Raw genomic sequence first — 20,848 nt, forward strand, 5'->3', positions numbered from 1 at the left:
ACGATTATTGCCATGAGCAAGGTTCAGACACAACTCAAACGGATCCAAAAAAAAACGCCACCCGATCAAGGGTGGCGTTCTCTCGAAACAAGGTCAGAGCACGATGCTCGTTCCTTTAGGCGAAACTACTTAGTAGTCGTAGGACATCGACAGACGCACGTAACGCGGCGTCTGGAAGTATGTACCCATGCCGTAAGTGTTCGAGACGGTATTCACATCGGTTTGAGAGCGCGGGAAGGTGTTGGTTACCTTCCGCTCATTGAGCACGTTGAACACGCTGGCCGAGAAGGCAAGCTTGTGATCTGCAAAGGCTGGACGATAGGCCACGCTCAGATCGATCTTCTTGGTCCACGGTGTGTTGCCAGCCGCACCCGGGCCACTGAGCTTGCCGAAGCAGTAGTGGTAGTCACCGCCATAGCTGATCGGATCGTCCTGATTCGGACCGAAATAGCCCAGGCAGGTCTTCGGCGAGCCCGACTGGATCCGCGCCGCGCCGGACACCAACCACTCTGGAGTGATCTGATAGCTACCGTAGAATTTCAGCTGGTGTCTACGGTTATTCGACAGTACGCCACCGCTGCCGATCATCAGCTCGGCTGCATCCCAGTCTTCCGTCTTGGACACGTCGTTCTGCTCGAGATCCGAGCGCACCTGACCCTCGGTGTTGCCCCAGCTGCGCGAGAACGTGTAGTCGACGCGCGCCTGCCATTTGCCGTTGAACGGATGTTCCAGGTACATATCGAGGGCGTAGTACTTGCGCTTGGCACCCTGGTTGAAGCCCCAGTCGGCCTGGGACATCTGGACGCTCTTGTAGCCGCCGTTCGAGTCGTTGAGCAGGAAGGTGTTGGTCCGGCCTGGGTTGAAGATGTAGCAGCTGTGGATGTCGAGCGTGGAAGTATCCACGCCCTGCGCAATCAGCTTGTCTTCGATCTTGCCGCCGTCGCAGACGTCATCGATCGCGGTCTGCAGCTTGCGGTAGGTCGCCTTCGCGCCATAGGCCCAATCCGGACCCAGGGTCTTGTCGAAACCAAGGATGGCCTCATCCTGGTACTGCGACTTCAGGTTGGTGGGGCCGAAGGTCTTGTTGTCCGGCGCAATGCCGTACTCGCTGTTGGAGGAGACCGGGCCTGGACCAAGTGCGGTCAGACCGGTCGGCGCGCCGTTGGCGTCGATACCGGTATAAGTGAAGTATTCACGCGTGTAGGTGGACGCCGAGGCGCCACGAATCGCGACGCTGTTCGGCAACGCGAGGAAGTAACGACCGAGATTGCCGTAGACCTTGAACGAGGCGTCCCCGAACACATCCCAGCTGGCACCCAGACGCGGTGCCCACTGATTCTTCTGGTCGACGTAGGGCTTGGCCACGTTGTTGTAGTTGGTGAAGTGGTCGTTGCGAATACCGAGGCTCAGCAGCACGTTGTCGCTGACCTGCCAACGATCCTCGAGATAGAACGCCTTCTGCTTGACCGACATGCTGGTGGTCGTCGAGAAGATGTATTTGTAGACGTAGTAGCCGTTGCCACCCGGCGCGCCAACGCCCAGACCGGGAACGAGCGGCGAACTCGGTTTTTGCGTGCGAGCGTAGGTCCATCGATAGCCCGGACCACCCATCGCCTGACCTTCGTTGTGCGCGGCGTAGTACTGGTTGTCGATGCCCACGGCAAGATGATGATCAGCCAACTGGTATTCCAGGTCGACTCGCAGGCCGCGCGTCTTGCTGCCCGCATCCGGCGACGTGACCGAGGAAGTCGGCACACCGTTGCGAATCGGAGTACCGCCGGTAATGGCCGGATTCTGAAGGGTGGTACCGGTCAGGTACGGCAGCGTGGCGCTGAGACCCGGCGTCACCGTATAGTCGTCTTTCTTGCTCTTGCCGTAGGTCGCCGACAATGTCAGATCGTCGGTGATGTAGCTGGTGTACTTCGCGATGTCGTACTTGGAGGCGTACTTGTGCGAGATCGGGTGACTAAAGAGGGCGCTGGCATGCGTACCCGTCGCATAGTCATATGCATACAGGTCACCGCTATAGGACTCGTTGCTCTGGATGTGGCTGTATTCGAGAATGTTGCTGTCGTTGATGTTCCAGTCGAACTTTGCGTACATCTTGGGCAGGCTGTACTTGTACTTGTTGACCGCGGGCGCCGAGGACGACACGACCGAGGTACTGTCGCCCTGCTGTTTTTCCGCTTCGGCGGACAGGAACATGTACAGGCGATCCTGGATCAGCGGGCCACCGGCGTAGGCGGAGTAGCTCGTGGTCCAACTGGTGTTGCCCTTGCGGTTGCGATAGATCGTGCCCGGCACTTTCGTATCGTTGTAGATATAACCCGGCGGCAACTGGTTATTCGGGTAGTAGACGTTCTTCGGGTCGTTGGCCAGGGATTTCGGCGACCACGTGACCTGGGCACCGAAGTGCCATTCATTGGTGCCGCGCTTGCCGACCTGGCTGATCACGCCGCCATCGGAGCGACCGTACTTTGCGCTGTAGCCGCCGGTGTAGATTTCCTGCTGATCAATCGAGCCATACGGGAGACCGACGCCACCCAGAGCCCTGAGCGGCTCGGTGGTGTTGTAGCCATTGATGTAGTACGCATTCTCGGTGACGCCGGCACCACCGAACGACACCGTATTACCGAAGCCGGCATTGCCGGCGACGACGCCCGGAGCCAGCAAAGCGATGGCCTCCGCGCTGCGGCCGAGCGGCAGCTTGGCGAGCTCCTGCGCGGTGATGACCGTACGCGAGTCAACCGACGATACGTCGATCACCGGAAGCGCGTTGGCCTGAACCGTCACTGCCGCGAGATTCTGGGCGCTTTCTGCGCCGGCAAAGGACACCGCCGTACCGGCGCCGACGACAATGTTGACATTGTCGCGCGACTCGACCGCCACGCCATCCTTCTTCAAGGTGACGGTGTAGGTGCCAAGCGGCAGGTTGCTGATGCTATAGCGACCGCTGCTGTCGACCTGAACTTCACGAGTGACGCCGGTCGAGCCTTTTACGGAGACGGTCTCGCCAGCAGCCGCCGGAGCTTGGCCAAAGATGCTGCCGGTGGTGGCTTGGGCGAAGGCAAGACCCGTGATGCCCATGCCCAGTGCCAGAGCAAGCGCCGTCCGTTGCAGCTGCCCTGCCTTGAAATTTCTACGCGAATTCATCAGTGGTGACTCCCCATGGTTCGGCCCGAGCCATCCGGGCACAAGAAACTTTTGTGTGTTCGTGGCATCCAAGGGCGGCATCCCGGAAACTATGCAAGCCCACGCCGATCCACATGATTTAGACTAGGTTTCCTACGCGGACAGCTCGCGTAAGTTATTGCGACGTTAGTTCAAGAAAACACGTAGGTCAACACTTCCCTAACATTCTGTTTCGGTGCTTTCGCTTGACTTTCGGCATAAACTTACGCTAGACCCCACCCACGGCGGTACTCTCGATGGATATGCAAACCCCCATGGCTTCGCAACCCGCAGAAACCTTCGCCGAACGTATCAAGTTGCTGATCCAGCGCGTGGGCAGCGCCACGGAAATCGCCCGCATGTGTGGCTTCTCCGAGGGCGTGGTGCGCAGTTGGCGTGATGGCAACACCGATCCGTCACGTGCACGGTGCGTGACGCTGGCCAAGACGCTGGGCATTTCGCTGGTCTGGCTGGTGGCCGGCGAGGGGACGCTGCAGGTCGATCCCGCACCCACCGGCATGGATGAGCAGTACAGCTCGGAAAAAGCCACGCCGCACCGCTCCCGGGCTCAGCTGCCCGCAGTCGGTCACATGGCCGCCGCCACGGCGGTCGATGCGCAGCGGCTGGACACTGCCGTACGCATGCTGCAATCGGAGCTGAGTTTGGCCGACAGTCGTCTTTCGCTGTCCGAGAACACCGACCTGCTCAGTCAACTCTATGAGATGCTCGGTCCCGGCGGCTCGCATGTGGACCCGCTGGCCATGGTGACTTTCAACCAGCGGCTCGCCGAGCGGATTCGCCGGGAACGCAACACGGCCTGATCCATCCAACACCTGGTTGCGACAGGGAAGGCGTGGCAGCCCGCAGGCTGCCACGCTTTTTCGTACCAGCGTTCAGAGCAGGGCGATATCGGCGATGGCGCCGAACTGGGCTTTCAGCTGGCCCAGCAGCGCCAGCCGATTGGCGCGCACCATCGGATCGTCGGCATTCACCAGCACACTGTCGAAGAATGCATCCACCGCTGCTTGCAGTTGTGACAGGCGCGCCAGCGCCGCGGTGTAATCGCCGGCGGCCAGGGCGGCGGCGCTGTCGTGCCGTGCCGAGGCCAGCGCATCAGCCAGTTCGCGTTCCGCATCCGCCTCGAAACGCGTGGGGTCGATGGTTCGGCCGATCGGGGGCGCGCCGGGCTCGTCCGCGTGCTTGCGCAGAATGTTGGCGACCCGCTTGTTGGCTGCCGCCAGGCTGACCGCCTCCGGGCAGCGGCTGAACTCGGCCACCGCACGCAGGCGGCCGTCGAAATCGGCCAGGCTGACCGGCTGCACCGCCAGCACCGCTTCAAACTGCGCGTTGTCGAAACCCTGCTCGGCGTAATAGCCGCGCAGGCGGTCGAGCACGAAGTCGTACAGTTCGTCGGTCAGGATCGCCCGCCGCTGGCCGGCGTTCAGGGCCGGCGGCTTGCCGTCCTTGCCCGGCTTCAAGCCCGCCGCCAGCGCCGCGTCCGGCAGCAGTTCCAGCGCCTCGATGAAGCTGGCACGCAGGTCCAGTTCCAGGCCGCCTTCGATCAGGGTGCGCGCCAGGCCCAGCGCGGCGCGGCGCAGGGCAAACGGATCCTTGTTGCCGCCGGGCTTCATGCCGACGGCGAAGATGCCGGCCAGGGTGTCCAGCCGTTCGGCCACGGCCAGCACCTGGCCAAGCCGGTCGGCGGCGATCGCGTCGCCGCCGAAACGCGGCTGGTAGTAGCTGTCCAGCGCCTCGGCCACCGCCGCCGTCTCACCGTCGTGGCTGGCGTAATAGCGCCCCATCACGCCCTGCAACTCGGGAAACTCGCCGACCATGCGGGTCAACAGGTCGCACTTGCTCAAGGAGGCGGCGCGCGTGGCCATGGCGGCATCGACGCCGACCCGGTTGGCGACCACCCGCGCCAATTCGGCGACGCGCACGCTCTTGTCCCACAGGCTGCCCAGTGCCTGCTGGTAGGTGACGTTCTTCAGCTGCTCCTGGTAGCTGGCCAGCGGCGTCTTCAGGTCCTCGTCCCAGAAGAACTTGGCATCGGCGAAGCGCGGCCGGATCACCCGCTCGTAGCCCTTGCGGATCTCGGCCGGATCCTTGCTCTCGATGTTCGCGATGCCGATGAAATGCTCGGTCAGGCGACCGTCGATGTCGAACACAGGCACGAACTTCTGGTTCGCCACCATGGTGGTCACCAGCGCCTCTGGCGGCACGCCGAGAAACTCGCGCTCGAACGTGCAGGCGATCGCCACCGGCCACTCGGTGAGATTGGCCAGCTCGTCGAGCAGCGCCTCGTCGAACCGCGGCACGCCGCCGGTGACTGCGGCGGCCAGGTCGACCTGGTTGCGGATGCGCTGGCGCCGTTCGCGCGGATCGGCCAGTACGTTGCAGGCGCGCATCGCATCCAGCCAGCCATCCGCGTCGGCCAGGTGCACCGGCTGCGGGTGCATGAAGCGGTGGCCGCGCGACTTGCGGCCGCTGTGCAGGCCCAGCACGCTGCCGTCGACGATGTCGGCGCCGTGCAGGATCACCAGCCAGTGTGCCGGACGCACGAAGCTATAGTCGTGGTCGGCCCAGCGCATCGGTCGCGGGATCGGCAGCGTCTTCAGTGCCTCATCGATGATTTCCGGCAGCAATACCGCCACCGGCTGCCCCGGCTTGACCGTGCGCCAGACGAACCAGCCACCCTTGTCGGTTTCCAGCTTCTCCAGCTGCTCGACGCTAACGCCGCAGGACTGCGCAAAGCCGAACAGCGCCTTCGATGGCCGCCCTTCGGCGTCGAGGGCGGCATTCAGCGCCGGGCCGCGCCGCTCCAGTGCCTGCGGAGGCTGTGTCGCGGCGACCGCAGGGATATACGCGGCCAGGCGGCGCGGCGAGGCGTAGGCCTGGGCCAGGTCGAGACCGGCATCGATGCCGCGTTTGGCCAGGCCGTCGCAGATGCCGCGCAGGAAGGCGGCGGACAGTTCATCCAGTGCCTTCGGTGGCAGCTCCTCGGTGCCCAACTCGATCAGCAGTGACTTGGCGGCGCTCATGCGGCCTGCTCCTTTGCAGTCTTTGACGGCGCATGCCTCAGGCCCGGGAAGCCGAGTTTCTCGCGCTGCGCCACATAGGTCTCGGCCACGCTGCGCGACAGCGTGCGCACGCGCAGGATGTAGCGCTGGCGCTCGGTGACACTGATCGCGCGGCGCGCGTCGAGCAGGTTGAAGGTATGGCTGGCCTTCATCACCTGTTCGTACGCCGGCAGCGGCAGGTTCGCCCCGATCAGCTGATTCGCGGTGGCCTCGCACACGTCGAACCAGTGCAGCAGTTCGGGCACGTTCGCGTACTCAAAGTTGTAGGTGCTCTGCTCCACCTCGTTCTGATGGAACACGTCGCCGTAGGTCACGATGCCGCGTGGACCATCGGTCCAGACCAGGTCGTAGACGTTGTCCACGTTTTGCAGGTACATCGCCAGCCGCTCGAGGCCGTAGGTGATCTCGCCGGTGACCGGGCGGCATTCCAGCCCACCGGCCTGCTGGAAGTAGGTGAACTGGGTGACCTCCATGCCGTTGAGCCAGACTTCCCAGCCCAGCCCCCAGGCGCCCAGGGTCGGCGACTCCCAGTTGTCCTCGACGAGGCGCAGGTCATGCACCAGCGGATCGAGGCCGAGTTCCTTCAGCGAACCGATATACAGATCGAGGATGTTCTCGGGATTGGGCTTCATCACCACCTGGTACTGGTAGTAATGCTGCAGCCGGTTCGGGTTCTCGCCGTAGCGGCCGTCGGTGGGCCGGCGCGAAGGCTGCACGTAGGCGGCAGCCCAGGGCTCGGGACCGAGCGCGCGCAGGAAGGTGGCGGGGTGGAATGTACCGGCGCCGACCTCGGTGTCGAGCGGCTGCAGCAGCACACAGCCCTGCGCCGCCCAGTAGCGGTTGAGGGTCTGGATCACATCCTGGAAAGTGCGTGCGGACATGGTTTTCCGTGACCTTGGGTAAAGCGCGTTAGTATAGCCGCAGCACGGTTTTTCGCCGGATTCCGGTCGACAAGTGCATCGAAGGGGACGCATCCGGATGGCCGCTTCACCGCAAATCGCATCCCTGCTCGGCCGCCGTGGCCGACTGGAGCTGGACGAGCTGCTGGCGACGCTGGTGGTCGACGGTTATCTGCTGGCCGATGATGCCAAACAGGTGCGCATGGGTGTCCGGGCCGGCCGCAGCACGGTCGAGCTGCATCCGCTGGTGCTGATCGCGAACGCCAAGCTGGCGAACCAGCACGAAAAAGGCCGACCGCTCAGCCTGGAGGCCCTCACCGAATGGCTGGCCGGCCACGCCGGTCTGCCGTACCTCAAGATCGATCCGATGAAGATCAATGTCGCCTCGGTGACGCAGGTAGTGAGCCACGCCTACGCCAAGCGCCACCGGATCCTGCCGATCGCGGCCGCGCCAGGCGAGGTGACGTTCGCCACCTGCGAGCCATTCGAAGCCGGCTGGGCGCCCGACCTCGCGCAGATGCTGCGGCGGGACATCAAGCGCGTGGTGGCCAGCCCGATCGACATCAACCGCTACCTGCAGGAGTTCTACGGCGTCCAGCGCTCGATCCAGCTGGCGCAGGACGCCAAGGGCGGCAGCGATGCATCCTCCGCCATCCTCAACTTCGAACAGCTGGTCGAGCTGGGCAAGAGCGGCGAAGTCGGCGCCGACGACCGCCATGTGGTGCACATCGTCGACTGGCTGCTGCAGTACGCATTCGAGCAACGCGCCTCGGACATCCACCTGGAGCCACGCCGCGATACCGGGCATATCCGCTTCCGCATCGACGGCGTGATGCAGAAGGTGTTCGAGTTGCCGGCGCCGGTGATGACGGCGGTGACCGCGCGCATCAAGATCCTGGCGCGCATGGACGTGGCCGAAAAGCGCCGCCCGCAGGACGGCCGCATCAAGACCCGTTCGGCCTCCGGCCGCGAGGTGGAGCTGCGCATCTCGAACATGCCCACGGCGTTCGGCGAGAAGGTGGTGATGCGCATCTTCGATCCGGACCTGGTGGTGAAGGACTTCGCCCAGCTCGGCTTCTCGCCCAGCGAGGGCGCCAACTGGCGCAGCATGGTGGAACGGCCGCACGGCATCGTGCTGGTCACCGGCCCCACCGGTTCGGGCAAGACCACCACGCTGTATTCCACGCTGAAGCACCTGGCCACGCCGGAGCTCAACGTGTGCACGGTGGAGGACCCGATCGAGATGGTCTCGCCGGAGTTCAACCAGATGCAGGTGCACGCGGCGATCGAGCTGGATTTCGCCGCCGGCGTGCGCACGCTGCTGCGGCAGGATCCCGACATCATCATGATTGGCGAGATCCGCGACCTGGAAACCGCGCAGATGGCGGTGCAGGCCTCGCTCACCGGCCACCTGGTGCTGTCCACCCTGCACACCAACGACGCGCCCAGCGCAGTCACCCGCCTGCTCGACCTGGGCGTGCCGCATTACCTGATCCAGTCCACCCTGACCGGCGTGGTGGCGCAGCGACTGGTGCGCACGCTGTGCCCGCATTGCAAGCGGGCGAGCGCGCAGGACCCGCAGGCCTGGACCGTGCTTACCCACGGCTGGGACATGCCGCTTCCGCCGCAGGTGTTCCAGCCCGTCGGTTGCCTGGAATGCCGCAACACCGGCTTCCTCGGCCGCACCGGCATCTACGAGATGCTGAAGCTGTCGCCGCGGTTGCGTGGCATGATTTCGGCCCAGCTCGACCTGAGCGGGTTCGGCCAAGCGGCCCTGTCCGAAGGCATGCGCCCGCTGCGCATCTCGGCTGCGGACCAGGTGGCGGCCGGACTGACCACCGTGCAGGAAGTCCTCACCGTGTTGCCGCCGATCGACGCGTTCGACGATACTCAACCGTATAAAGACGTTTGATGAAGAACCATCGGTCCTGCGCATGAAACCCGTCCTGATCGTCCGCACCGGCCGTGCGCCCAACCCCATTCGCGCCCGCCACGGTGACTTCCCGCACTGGTTTCGGCTCGGCGCGGGGCTGCATCCGCGGCAACTGCAGGTCATCGATGTCGCTGCCGGCGAAGCGTTGCCGGCACCACGAGAGGTCGCCGGCGCCATCATTACCGGCTCGGCCGCCATGGTCACCGAGCGATCGACGTGGAGCGAACGCACGGCCGGCTGGATTCGCGACGCGATGGACATCGAACTGCCGCTGTTCGGCGTCTGCTACGGCCACCAGCTGATGGCCCACGCGCTGGGCGGGCGCGTCGATTATCTGCCAGGCGGGCGCGAGATCGGTACCCAGACCATTGAAGTGTCGATGCTCGCCACCCGGGACCCGCTGGCCGCGTCGCTGCCGGCGCGTTTCCGCGCACACACCACGCACGAGCAAAGCGTGGTCGAACCGCCGGACAGGGCCACCGTGCTCGCCCGATCGACGCGGGATCCGCATCAGCTGCTGCGTTATGGACCGCATGCGCTCAGCGTGCAGTTCCACCCGGAGTTCAACGCCGAGGTGATGCGTGCCTACATCCGGCGCAAGCAGGCCGATCTGCGACTCGAGGGTGCGGATCCCGAGAAGATCTTCAGTGCCGTGGCCGCCACGCCGATCGCCCGCCAGCTGCTACGCCGCTTCTCACGTCACCACCACTGGGCCGTGGCGGCGGGCTGACGACTCAGCCGCGCAGGCGACGCGCGATCGCATCGCGCGAGAACAGCGCGAAGACCACGCCGAACAGGAAACCGCCGATGTGCGCCCACCACACGTAGGCGCCGTAGCTGGCTCCCGCATAGCTGAACAGCAACTGCAGCAGCACCCACAAGCCGATCAGCAGGAATGCCGGCACCCGCACGAACTCCAAATATAGTCCCAGCGGCAGTACCAGGCCGAGCCTGGCACGCGGAAACAGCGCCACGTAGGTACCGACCACCGCCGATACCGCACCGCTGCAACCGATGATCGGCAGGCGCACGCCCGTGAGGGACAACGCACCGATCAGGTTCGCCACGATTCCACCTACCGCGAACAACAGCAGGAACCGCAGCGAGCCCAGCGCGCGCTCGCCCGGCAGGCCGAAGATGGCCAGGAACAGCAGGTTGCTCAGCAAGTGCAGCCAGGTCACATGGATGAACAGTGCCGTGAACAGCCGCAGCAAGGCAGGGTCGGTCAGCTGCGGCAGCAACGCCTGATGCGGATCGAAGATGTTCGCCGGTACCGTGCCCCATTCCAGCAACAGGGACACCCTTTGCGTGGCAGGCGTCAGGGCCAGACCCACGAAGCACATCACGCAGACCGTCACTACCAACAAAGTTGCCCAATGCCAACGCGGACGACGACGTGTTTCAACATGGACAAACAAGAGTCGCCCCCAGACATGCACCGGGCCGTGGTGTGCCAGCCATCATAGGCGATGATGAATGGCCCGCGGCGATGGGATCGGTATTTCGACACCAAAGCCCCCGAGCGTTGCCGTTGGGGGAGTGAGGCTGATAAAGACGAAGGCCTCCCCGGATGGGGAGGCCTTCTAAGGATAAAGCCCCTGGCGGTGACCTACTCTTGCATGGCAAAGCCACACTACCATCGGCGCATGCGCGTTTCACTTCTGAGTTCGGGATGGGATCAGGTGGGACCACGCCGCTATGGCCGCCAGGGAAGGGGTGGGAGCAGCGCTGACGCGCCGGCTCCGCATTTTTGAAGAGTCCGCCACGGATGGCGGGGTTTTGACTCTTCTTTTCGTGAGAGGGATCTCACGTGAGATAAATCGTAAACGAGTGACAAGCGTCGAGGTGAATTCGATATTTGGCAAGTGCCTTGGAACGATCGCTCTTTCGAAGGCTCCGGCCATGGATGGCCGGTAGCTTCGCAGAGGGACCTGCGTAAAACAAAGCCACTTGGGGTTATATGGTCAAGCCGCACGGCTCATTAGTATCAGTTAGCTGAACGCATTGCTGCGCTTCCACACCTGACCTATCAACCACCTGGTCTTGATGGTGCCTTAAGGAGAGTCAAGCTCTCGGGAGATCTCATCTTGGGGCGTGCTTCCCGCTTAGATGCTTTCAGCGGTTATCACTTCCGTTCATAGCTACCGGGCAATGCCTCTGGCGAGACAACCCGAACACCAGCGGAACGTCCACTCCGGTCCTCTCGTACTAGGAGCAGCCCCCCTCAAATCTCCAACGCCCACGACAGATAGGGACCGAACTGTCTCACGACGTTCTGAACCCAGCTCGCGTACCACTTTAAATGGCGAACAGCCATACCCTTGGGACCGGCTACAGCCCCAGGATGTGATGAGCCGACATCGAGGTGCCAAACACCGCCGTCGATATGAACTCTTGGGCGGTATCAGCCTGTTATCCCCGGAGTACCTTTTATCCGTTGAGCGATGGCCCTTCCATACAGAACCACCGGATCACTAAGACCTACTTTCGTACCTGCTTGATCCGTCGATCTCGCAGTCAAGCACGCTTATGCCTTTGCACACAGTGCGCGATGTCCGACCGCGCTGAGCGTACCTTCGTGCTCCTCCGTTACTCTTTGGGAGGAGACCGCCCCAGTCAAACTACCCACCATACACGGTCCCTGACCCGGATTACGGGCCGAGGTTAGAACGTCAAGCACTTCAGGGTGGTATTTCAAGGATGGCTCCATGCAAACTGGCGTCTGCACTTCAAAGCCTCCCACCTATCCTACACAGAAGAACTCAACGTTCAGTGTAAAGCTATAGTAAAGGTTCACGGGGTCTTTCCGTCTTGCCGCGGGAACGCTGCATCTTCACAGCGAATTCAATTTCACTGAGTCTCGGGTGGAGACAGCGCCGCTGTCGTTACGCCATTCGTGCAGGTCGGAACTTACCCGACAAGGAATTTCGCTACCTTAGGACCGTTATAGTTACGGCCGCCGTTTACTGGGGCTTCGATCAAGAGCTTCGCCTTGCGGCTGACCCCATCAATTAACCTTCCAGCACCGGGCAGGCGTCACACCCTATACGTCCACTTTCGTGTTTGCAGAGTGCTGTGTTTTTGATAAACAGTCGCAGCGGCCAGGTTACTGCGACCCTTCAATGCTCAGTCACGCACGTGACCACATCGAAGGGCGCACCTTCTCCCGAAGTTACGGTGCCATTTTGCCTAGTTCCTTCACCCGAGTTCTCTCAAGCGCCTTGGGATTCTCACCCTGCCTACCAGTGTCGGTTTACGGTACGGTTTTTCTACAGCTGAAGCTTAGTGGCTTTTCCTGGAAGCGTAGTATCGGTCACTTCGCCCAAAAGGGCTCGTCTCGGTGCTCGGCATAAAGGATCCCGGATTTGCCTAAGATCCATGCCTACCGCCTTTCCCCGGGACAACCAACGCCCGGTAGACCTAACTTTCTCCGTCCCCACATCGCACTGTAGAAAAGTGCTGGAATATTAACCAGCTTCCCATCGACTACGCATTTCTGCCTCGCCTTAGGGGCCGACTCACCCTGCGCCGATGAACGTTGCGCGAGGAAACCTTGGGCTTTCGGCGTGGGGGCTTTTCACCCCCATTATCGTTACTCATGTCAGCATTCGCACTTCCGATACCTCCAGCAGACTTTACAATCCACCTTCACAGGCTTACGGAACGCTCCTCTACCGCGTGCACTTGCGTGCACACCCCGAGCTTCGGTGCATAGCTTAGCCCCGTTAAATCTTCCGCGCAGACCGACTCGACCAGTGAGCTATTACGCTTTCTTTAAAGGATGGCTGCTTCTAAGCCAACCTCCTGGCTGTCTATGCCTTTCCACATCGTTTTCCACTTAGCTATGACTTTGGGACCTTAGCTGCGGGTCTGGGTTGTTTCCCTTTTCACGACGGACGTTAGCACCCGCCGTGTGTCTCCCGGATAGTCTGTCCTGGTATTCGGAGTTTGCCATGGTTTGGTAAGTCGCGATGACCCCCTAGCCATAACAGTGCTCTACCCCCAGGAAGATTCGTCCGAGGCGCTACCTAAATAGCTTTCGAGGAGAACCAGCTATCTCCGAGTTTGTTTAGCCTTTCACTCCTATCCTCAGCTCATCCCCATCTATTGCAACAGATGTGGGTTCGGTCCTCCAGTGCGTGTTACCGCACCTTCAACCTGGCCAAGGATAGATCACTCGGTTTCGGGTCTACTGCCAGAGACTATGCGCCCTATTCAGACTCGATTTCTCTTCGCCTCCCCTATACGGTTAAGCTTGCCACTGACAGTAAGTCGCTGACCCATTATACAAAAGGTACGCAGTCACCCTTGCGGGCTTCCACTGCTTGTACGTATACGGTTTCAGGGTCTATTTCACTCCCCTCTCCGGGGTTCTTTTCGCCTTTCCCTCACGGTACTAGTTCGCTATCGGTCAGTCAGGAGTATTTAGCCTTGGAGGATGGTCCCCCCATGTTCAGACAAGGTTTCACGTGCCCCGCCTTACTCAATTTCACACAAAGTGCCCTTTCGTCGACTGGGCTATCACCATCTATGGCCGGCCTTTCCATGCCGTTTGACTAAAACACAATGTGCTTTTGGGCTAGTCCCCGTTCGCTCGTCGCTACTCAGGGAATCTCGGTTGATTTCTTTTCCTCCGGGTACTTAGATATTTCAGTTCCCCGGGTTCGCCCTGCATGGCTATGTATTCACCATGCAGTACTCCTTGCGGAGTGGGTTTCCCCATTCGGACATTGCCGGATCAAAGCTTGTTGCCAGCTCCCCGACACTTTTCGCAGGCTGCCACGTCCTTCATCGCCTCTGACTGCCAAGGCATCCACCGTATACGCTTAGTCGCTTGACCATATAACCCCAAGTCGCCTCGGGGCATGCACCCTCCTCAGGTGCAGCCAAGTTACTTCGTTTTCGTGCCTTAACACTTGCCTCGGTTCGGTTCGAACCAAGACGCTTGTCACTCGTTTACCTGTTTTCAAAGAACGTCACACCGGCCTCAATGCCGGATGACTTCAAATCTTGTGTGTGCTGATACTTCACGCGGCGCTTGAGTGGTGGAGCCAGTCGGGATCGAACCGACGACCCCCTGCTTGCAAAGCAGGTGCTCTCCCAGCTGAGCTATGGCCCCATGGTGGGTCTGGGTGGACTCGAACCACCGGCCTCACCCTTATCAGGGGTGCGCTCTAACCACCTGAGCTACAGACCCATGAAAGGTGAACCCCAGAACCCGCGAGCCAAGCTACCTGGTCCCGCTTGACGTGGCCGTAAGCCTCGTTCGAAGCGGCTGTTGTGAAGAGTCCGGCCATGGATGGCCGGTCTTGATGTCTGCTCTTCGCAACAGGGACGTTGCGTAAAGCAAACCCTTCGCGTGAAGTACAGGTGTCTTGTGTGGACGTCTTGCGTGAAGACTCACGCCGTCGTTTCTTGAAAGGAGGTGATCCAGCCGCACCTTCCGATACGGCTACCTTGTTACGACTTCACCCCAGTCATGGACCACTCCGTGGGCGTCGTCCCCCTTGCGGTTAGACTAACGCCTTCTGGAGCAACCCACTCCCATGGTGTGACGGGCGGTGTGTACAAGGCCCGGGAACGTATTCACCGCGGCATAGCTGATCCGCGATTACTAGCGATTCCGACTTCATGGAGTCGAGTTGCAGACTCCAATCCGGACTGGGATCGGCTTTCTGGGATTGGCTCCACCTCGCGGTATTGCAACCCTCTGTACCGACCATTGTAGTACGTGTGTAGCCCTGGCCGTAAGGGCCATGATGACTTGACGTCATCCCCACCTTCCTCCGGTTTGTCACCGGCAGTCTCCTTAGAGTTCCCACCATTACGTGCTGGCAACTAAGGACAAGGGTTGCGCTCGTTGCGGGACTTAACCCAACATCTCACGACACGAGCTGACGACAGCCATGCAGCACCTGTGTTCCGATTCCCGAAGGCACTCCCGCATCTCTGCAGGATTCCGGACATGTCAAGGCCAGGTAAGGTTCTTCGCGTTGCATCGAATTAAACCACATACTCCACCGCTTGTGCGGGCCCCCGTCAATTCCTTTGAGTTTCAGTCTTGCGACCGTACTCCCCAGGCGGCGAACTTAACGCGTTAGCTTCGACACTGATCTCCGAGTTGAGACCAACATCCAGTTCGCATCGTTTAGGGCGTGGACTACCAGGGTATCTAATCCTGTTTGCTCCCCACGCTTTCGTGCTTCAGCGTCAGTGTTGTCCCAGATGGCCGCCTTCGCCACTGATGTTCCTCCCGATCTCTACGCATTTCACCGCTACACCGGGAATTCCACCATCCTCTGACACACTCTAGCCACCCAGTATCCATCGCCATTCCCAGGTTGAGCCCGGGGATTTCACGACAGACTTAAGTAACCGCCTACGCACCCTTTACGCCCAGTAATTCCGATTAACGCTTGCACCCTTCGTATTACCGCGGCTGCTGGCACGAAGTTAGCCGGTGCTTATTCCTCAGGTACCGTCAGCCCCATAGGGTATTAACCCGTGGTATTTCGCTCCTGATAAAAGTGCTTTACAACCCGAAGGCCTTCTTCACACACGCGGCATTGCTGGATCAGGCTTGCGCCCATTGTCCAATATTCCCCACTGCTGCCTCCCGTAGGAGTCTGGGCCGTGTCTCAGTCCCAGTGTGGCTGATCATCCTCTCAGACCAGCTAGCGATCGTCGCCTTGGTGGGCCATTACCCCGCCAACTAGCTAATCGCACATCGGTTCGTCCTGCCGCGCGAGGCCCGAAGGTCCCCCGCTTTCTCCCGTAGGACGTATGCGGTATTAGTCCCGGTTTCCCGAGGTTATCCCCCACGTCAGGGTAGATCCCGATGCATTACTCACCCGTCCGCCACTCGCCACCCACAGTATTGCTACTGCTGTGCTGCCGTTCGACTTGCATGTGTTAGGCATGCCGCCAGCGTTCAATCTGAGCCAGGATCAAACTCTTCACTTAAGTTTTCGATCAACCGAAGTCGATCTATCTTTCTGAAGCGTATGTTCCCAACCAATCAAAACTCATTACTGACTTTTTACTTGGTGGGACGCTTGCATTGCTTGGACAGGTCGCAACCCTCCAGCACAAGACGTCCACACAATTCACCTGCGCACACTGTCAAAGATCTTTACCTTGCCGACCACCGTTTCGGTGATCGCCCCGTGACCTTTCGTCCCGGGTGAGCCGCCCATTCTACATCGCTTTTTACGACCGTCAACACCTACGAGAAAGCTACTTCGAGGTCTCCGGCAGTCCGTCTTGCGACGTTGGGCGACTGCGGGCCGCGAATAATACGGGCTGTGTTTTATTTGGCAAGTGTTTCTTGAGAAAAATTTCATGGAATCTTCGCAAGCCACCGCAGCAGCGCGAAATTTTCTTTCCCGGACACACTCGCTGCACGCCCCCGCTGGCGGGAACGCAGCGGATCAGGCGGGCACGAGCCTCACGCGGACAAAGTTGCGTTTGCCGACCTGCAGTACGCCCTCGAAACCGGCGTGGAAGACGCGCTGCGCGTCCTCCGCCACGTCGGCATCGATGCGCACGGCACGCTCCTTCAACTTGCGATTCGCCTCGGAGTTGCTCGCAGTGAGCCCGGCAGCGGTCAGCAGGGCGGCCAGGCGCATCCCCTCGGCCGGCACCGCGACATCGGACTGCGGCAGCAGCGAAGTATCGCCCTCGCCGCGCACGACCGCATGCCAGCCGGCGATGGCTTGCTCGGCAGCGGCTGCGTCGTGAAAGCGCGTGGCCAGCTCGCGCGCGAGACGCAGCTTGGCGTCGCGCGGGTTGAGGGCGCCGCTGGCGATGTCTTGCCTCATGCGTGCCAGCTCGTCCAGCGACACGTCGAAGCTGAGCAGTTCGAACCAGCGCCACATCAGCTCGTCGCCGATCTTCATGGTCTTGGTGACGATGTCGATCGCCGGCTCGCTGATGCCGATGTAGTTGCCCAGCGACTTGGACATCTTGTTGACGCCGTCCAGGCCTTCGAGCAAGGGCATGGTCAGCACGATCTGCGGCGGCTGGCCATGGTGCTCCTGCAGCGCGCGCCCCATCAGCAGGTTGAACTTCTGGTCGGTGCCGCCCAGCTCCACGTCCGCCTTCAACGCCACCGAATCGTAGCCCTGCACCAGCGGATAGAGGAATTCGTGGATCGCGATCGGCTGCTGCGCCGCGTAACGCTTGGTGAAGTCATCACGCTCGAGCATGCGCGCCACGGTGTGCTGTGCGGCCAGCCTGATCATGTCGGCCGCGCTCATCTTGCCAAACCACTCCGAATTGAAGCGCAGTTCGGTCTTCTCGCGATCGAGCACCTTGTAGACCTGCTCGGCATAGGTCTCGGCGTTGGCCAGCACGTCGTCGCGGCTGAGCGGCTTGCGGGTGACGTTCTTGCCGGTGGGGTCCCCGATCATGCCGGTGAAGTCGCCGATCAGGAAAATCACCTGGTGACCCAGGTCCTGGAATTGGCGCATCTTGTTCAGCAGCACCGTATGGCCCAGGTGCAGATCCGGTGCGGTCGGATCGAAGCCGGCCTTGATCCGCAACGGGCGACCCTGCTTCAGGCGCTCAGCCAGGTCTTCCCGCTTGATGATTTCGTCAGCGCCACGCGCCATCGTGGCCAACGCCCGTTCAAGCTCGCTCATTCAAGGTTTCTCAGTCGATGTCAGTGGAAGTAGGCCGTGGTCCGCTGTGTGACCGTGCCGTCAACGTTAATTGTGTGTTAACAACAAATGCGTTGCAAACCCTTGATGCGAAAGGCGTTGACGCCCTTTGCACATGACAGTTATGGTACGCGCAGTTTGTTACTTTGTAGCGCGGGCGTGCACAGCATGGCAGAAGAAAAGCAGGGGGCGCGGCAAACCCGCAAGCAGGCGATCTGTCGCAAGGCACAGCGTCGGCACTCCCATTTCTACGCGCGCTGCGCTCACTGGTCATTCAATCGCTCCGGCGAAGTCGAGCCGATCCGCTGGCACCGCGAGCGCCTGGTGCTCGCCGGCACGGCGCTGCTGATCACCCTGCTGTCCGGTTTCATCATGCCCGCCTGGGCCAGCGCGATGCGGCCGGCACCCACGCCGGAAGTGCATTCACTGCTGCCGCTGGCACTGCCGAAGATCGCGCCGGTCAGCGCCACCGCCGCGACCGTGGACGACTGGCAGGTGGTGCGGGTGCAGCCTGGCCAGACGCTGTCGGACATCTTCACCGCCCGCGGTCTCGGCATGGCCGACCTGCAGAAGGTGATGGACGCCGCCGGGGGCGCCAAGACCGCCCTGCACAGCATTCGCCCGGGCCAGGAGTTCGACTTCCTGCTCGGCAGCGACGGCAGCCTCAAGGGCTTCCGCTTCGACCAGGACCAGGCCAGCCGCGCCACTGTCCGCCTCGACGGCGCGCAGCCCACCGTCGCCATCCAGCAGCGCGATATGGACCTGCGCGAACAGGTGGCGCATGGCGTGATCCGCAGCAGCCTGTACGCCGCCGGCGACCAGGCCGGCATGGATGCGGCAATGGTCGGCAAGCTGGCCGACCTGTTCAAGTACGACATCGACTTCGTGCAGGATCTGCGTGTCGGCGACAGCTTCACGGTGATCTACGACGACATCTACCGCGACGGCGTGCGTTACGGCCAGGGCAACATCATCGCGGCCGAGTTCATCAACCAGGGCCAGCGCTACACCGCCTACCGCTTCAAGAAAGCCGATGGCAGCTACGGCTGGTACAGCGAGGACGGACGGCCGATCCAGAAGTCGTTCCTGCGCATCCCGGTCGACTTCACCCGCATTTCCTCGCAATTCACTGCGGCGCGCATGCACCCGATCCTCGGCCGCATGCGCGCGCACAAGGGCGTCGACTACGCCGCCCCCAGCGGCACCCCGATCCACGCCGCGGGCGACGGCGTGATCAAGTACCACGGCTGGGAGCGCGGCTACGGCAACTTCGTGGTGATCCAGCACGACAGGAGCATCAGCACCGCCTACGGTCACATGTCGCGTTTCGTGAAGGGCCAGCATGTGGGCGAGCGCGTGCGCCAAGGCGAAGTGATCGGCTACGTCGGCATGACCGGCCTGGCTACCGGCCCGCATCTGCATTACGAGTTCCGCGTCAACGGCGTGCAGCGCAATCCGCAGACGGTGACGCTGCCGAAGCCCGAACCGCTGCCGGCCGTGCAGATGGCACGTTTCAAGGCCGAGGTGGTGAAGCCGCAGCTGGCGCGGCTGACCGAGCTGGACGCGCGCATCAAGCTGGCGCGCGCCAACGCCCCCGCCAATCACGACAGTTGAGCACCCGCCGCGCGTGGACGACGCCTCGGCGCTCTATATCGGGCTGATCTCCGGCACCAGCGCCGACGGCATCGACGCCGTACTGGCCGGCTTCAAGCGTGGCGTACCGCAGCTGCACGCCAGTTACTCGCATCCCTGGCCGGAGGATCTGCGCAAGCGGATGCTCGCCCTGGCCCAAGGCGAAGCCACGCTCGACCTGGATGCATTTGGACGGCTGGACGTCCAGATTGGCCACTGCTTCGCCGACGCCGCGCTGCAACTGCTCGAACGCAGCAGCACGCCCGCGACGCGCGTCCGCGCGATCGGCTCGCACGGCCAGACGCTGCGCCACCGGCCCGCCGGCGCCTACCCGTTCACCCTGCAGCTGGGCGACCCCAGCGTGATCGCCGAACGCTGCGGCATCGACGTGGTGGCGGACTTCCGCCGCACCGACGTCGCCGCCGGCGGGCAGGGTGCGCCGCTGCTGCCGGCGCTGCACGCGATGCTGCTGGCGCGGCCGGGACACACCCGGGTGGTGCTCAACCTGGGCGGCATCGCCAATATCACCGTGCTCGGCGTCGACGGCCGCGTGCTCGGTTTCGATACCGGTCCGGCCAACGGCCTGCTCGACGCCTGGTGCTTGCGCCAGCGCGGCGAGCCGTTCGACCGCGATGGTGCCTATGCTGCCGCCGGCCGCCTCGACCCCAACCTGCTCGACACCCTGCTGGCCGATCCCTATTTCGCGCTGCCGCCGCCGAAGAGTACCGGCCGCGAATATTTCCACCTGGACTGGCTGAGCGCACATGCACCACTCGCCGCGCTGGACCCCGCCGACGTACAGGCGACCCTGCTGGAACTCACCGCACGCAGTGTTGCCCTGGCGATCGCGCAGCACGCGCCGGATGCGAACGAAGTGCTGGCCTGCGGCGGCGGCGTGCACAACACCGCGCTGATGCGGCGGCTGAGCGTGCTGCTGGCGCCGCGCGTGCTGCAGGGCACCTCGCGTTACGGCATCGACCCGGACTTCCTCGAAGCCACCGCGTTCGCCTGGCTGGCACGGCAGCGTCTGCTCGGCCTGCCCGGCAACCTGCCGGCGGTCACCGGCGCGCGTGGCCCGCGGGTGCTGGGCGCGATCTATTCCGCGCCGACCGTGCGCCCGGCATAGCCGATGCTTTCCGGAGCCAGCTGGGTCGGCCGGGTCTGCGCCAGCGCACGCAGCGCCTCCTGGAACACCCCCTGTTCCGCGGCTTCCCACTGACCTTCGAGCACGGTCAGCGCCTCCGGGTCGCGCAAACTTTCGCTGAATTGCTGCGCGGCCGAAATGCCCAAGCCGCTGCGCAGGGCGTGCAGCATGATTTCATTGATCGAGCACTGGCGATCCCTGGCCAGCGACCGGATGCGTTCGACGAGCAGGCTGTCGACATGTTGCAGGACCATGTCCGGCATAAGCGTCACTCCATGTTACACATGCCCTGTGCCGTGGATGCTTGCATAACCGCCGCCACCGTACAC

Annotated in this window: 11 protein-coding genes, 2 tRNA genes and 3 rRNA genes; 5 read left to right on the forward strand and 11 right to left on the reverse strand. The window is 62.3% G+C overall.

From position 1 onward, the window contains the following. Positions 1–129: 129 nt before the first annotated feature. Positions 130–3,153, reverse strand: coding sequence for a TonB-dependent receptor (locus tag R2APBS1_RS18620; RefSeq protein ID WP_015449122.1), 3,024 nt, complete (start codon positions 3,151–3,153; stop codon positions 130–132). A 293-nt stretch (positions 3,154–3,446) separates the two neighbouring features. On the opposite strand from R2APBS1_RS18620, the gene R2APBS1_RS18625 reads away from it, so the two are divergent. After that, the gene (locus R2APBS1_RS18625; RefSeq protein ID WP_007513824.1) at positions 3,447–3,992 is read left to right on the forward strand and encodes a helix-turn-helix domain-containing protein; all 546 of its coding nucleotides are present in this window, start codon (positions 3,447–3,449) and stop codon (positions 3,990–3,992) included. A gap of 72 nt (positions 3,993–4,064) precedes the next feature. Here R2APBS1_RS18625 and glyS read toward each other — a convergent pair whose 3' ends face one another. Then, positions 4,065–6,212, reverse strand: coding sequence for a glycine--tRNA ligase subunit beta (glyS, locus tag R2APBS1_RS18630; protein WP_015449124.1), 2,148 nt, complete (start codon positions 6,210–6,212; stop codon positions 4,065–4,067). Next, positions 6,209–7,132: a glycine--tRNA ligase subunit alpha gene (glyQ, locus tag R2APBS1_RS18635; RefSeq protein WP_007513820.1), complete on the reverse strand. Its 924-nt coding sequence runs from the start codon at positions 7,130–7,132 to the stop codon at positions 6,209–6,211. Before glyQ ends, glyS begins: the two co-directional genes overlap by 4 nt. 97 nt (positions 7,133–7,229) lie before the next feature. Here glyQ and tfpB point away from each other — a divergent pair, with 97 nt between their 5' ends. Both tfpB and R2APBS1_RS18645 read left to right on the forward strand, forming a co-directional pair. Beyond that, on the forward strand, positions 7,230–9,062 hold the full coding sequence (tfpB, locus tag R2APBS1_RS18640; protein WP_015449125.1) for a type IV pilus assembly ATPase TfpB: 1,833 nt from the start codon (positions 7,230–7,232) through the stop codon (positions 9,060–9,062). A 22-nt stretch (positions 9,063–9,084) separates the two neighbouring features. Continuing rightward, on the forward strand, positions 9,085–9,813 hold the full coding sequence (locus R2APBS1_RS18645; protein WP_007513815.1) for a glutamine amidotransferase: 729 nt from the start codon (positions 9,085–9,087) through the stop codon (positions 9,811–9,813). A gap of 4 nt (positions 9,814–9,817) precedes the next feature. Here the strand turns inward: R2APBS1_RS18645 and R2APBS1_RS18650 are convergent, their stop codons facing one another. The 7 genes from R2APBS1_RS18650 to tyrS all read right to left on the reverse strand — a co-directional run bounded on the left by R2APBS1_RS18650 (position 9,818) and on the right by tyrS (position 17,725). After that, positions 9,818–10,501 carry a rhomboid family intramembrane serine protease gene (locus tag R2APBS1_RS18650; protein ID WP_015449126.1) on the reverse strand — a complete coding sequence of 228 codons (684 nt, stop codon included), beginning with the start codon at positions 10,499–10,501 and terminating at the stop codon, positions 9,818–9,820. Between the two features lie 178 nt (positions 10,502–10,679). Beyond that, a 5S ribosomal RNA gene (gene rrf / locus R2APBS1_RS18655) occupies positions 10,680–10,793 on the reverse strand. A gap of 250 nt (positions 10,794–11,043) precedes the next feature. Then, positions 11,044–13,923, reverse strand: a 23S ribosomal RNA gene (locus R2APBS1_RS18660). 203 nt (positions 13,924–14,126) lie between these two features. After that, positions 14,127–14,202 (reverse strand) — tRNA-Ala (locus tag R2APBS1_RS18665). Between the two features lies 1 nt (position 14,203). Beyond that, positions 14,204–14,280 (reverse strand) — tRNA-Ile (locus R2APBS1_RS18670). 221 nt (positions 14,281–14,501) lie between these two features. After that, positions 14,502–16,046: ribosomal RNA gene (locus R2APBS1_RS18675) — 16S ribosomal RNA — on the reverse strand. Together the 16S, 23S and 5S rRNA genes with 2 tRNA genes alongside form the textbook arrangement of a ribosomal RNA operon. 467 nt (positions 16,047–16,513) lie before the next feature. Then, positions 16,514–17,725, reverse strand: a complete 1,212-nt coding sequence (gene tyrS / locus R2APBS1_RS18680; RefSeq protein WP_015449127.1) for a tyrosine--tRNA ligase — start codon at positions 17,723–17,725, stop codon at positions 16,514–16,516. Positions 17,726–17,911: 186 nt separating this feature from the next. On the opposite strand from tyrS, the gene R2APBS1_RS18685 reads away from it, so the two are divergent. Beyond that, positions 17,912–19,357: an OapA family protein gene (locus tag R2APBS1_RS18685; RefSeq protein ID WP_007514378.1), complete on the forward strand. Its 1,446-nt coding sequence runs from the start codon at positions 17,912–17,914 to the stop codon at positions 19,355–19,357. Between the two features lie 13 nt (positions 19,358–19,370). Then, positions 19,371–20,501 carry an anhydro-N-acetylmuramic acid kinase gene (locus tag R2APBS1_RS18690; protein ID WP_015449129.1) on the forward strand — a complete coding sequence of 377 codons (1,131 nt, stop codon included), beginning with the start codon at positions 19,371–19,373 and terminating at the stop codon, positions 20,499–20,501. Here R2APBS1_RS18690 and R2APBS1_RS18695 read toward each other — a convergent pair. Next, on the reverse strand, positions 20,471–20,782 hold the full coding sequence (locus R2APBS1_RS18695) for a hypothetical protein (RefSeq protein ID WP_015449130.1): 312 nt from the start codon (positions 20,780–20,782) through the stop codon (positions 20,471–20,473). The two genes, R2APBS1_RS18690 and R2APBS1_RS18695, sit on opposite strands and share 31 nt — an antisense overlap. Between the last annotated feature and the right edge of the window lie 66 nt (positions 20,783–20,848).

The organism is Rhodanobacter denitrificans, assembly GCF_000230695.2.
GTDB classification, from domain to species: domain Bacteria; phylum Pseudomonadota; class Gammaproteobacteria; order Xanthomonadales; family Rhodanobacteraceae; genus Rhodanobacter; species Rhodanobacter denitrificans.

Coding starts and splice junctions, on each gene's coding strand:
- R2APBS1_RS18695 (WP_015449130.1), bottom strand. CDS start 20,782: ATGCCGGACATGGTCCTGCAACATGTCGACAGCCTGCTCGTCGAACGC.
- R2APBS1_RS18645 (WP_007513815.1), top strand. CDS start 9,085: ATGAAACCCGTCCTGATCGTCCGCACCGGCCGTGCGCCCAACCCCATT.
- tfpB (WP_015449125.1), top strand. CDS start 7,230: ATGGCCGCTTCACCGCAAATCGCATCCCTGCTCGGCCGCCGTGGCCGA.
- R2APBS1_RS18685 (WP_007514378.1), top strand. CDS start 17,912: ATGGCAGAAGAAAAGCAGGGGGCGCGGCAAACCCGCAAGCAGGCGATC.
- tyrS (WP_015449127.1), bottom strand. CDS start 17,725: ATGAGCGAGCTTGAACGGGCGTTGGCCACGATGGCGCGTGGCGCTGAC.
- R2APBS1_RS18625 (WP_007513824.1), top strand. CDS start 3,447: ATGGCTTCGCAACCCGCAGAAACCTTCGCCGAACGTATCAAGTTGCTG.
- glyQ (WP_007513820.1), bottom strand. CDS start 7,132: ATGTCCGCACGCACTTTCCAGGATGTGATCCAGACCCTCAACCGCTAC.
- glyS (WP_015449124.1), bottom strand. CDS start 6,212: ATGAGCGCCGCCAAGTCACTGCTGATCGAGTTGGGCACCGAGGAGCTG.
- R2APBS1_RS18620 (WP_015449122.1), bottom strand. CDS start 3,153: ATGAATTCGCGTAGAAATTTCAAGGCAGGGCAGCTGCAACGGACGGCG.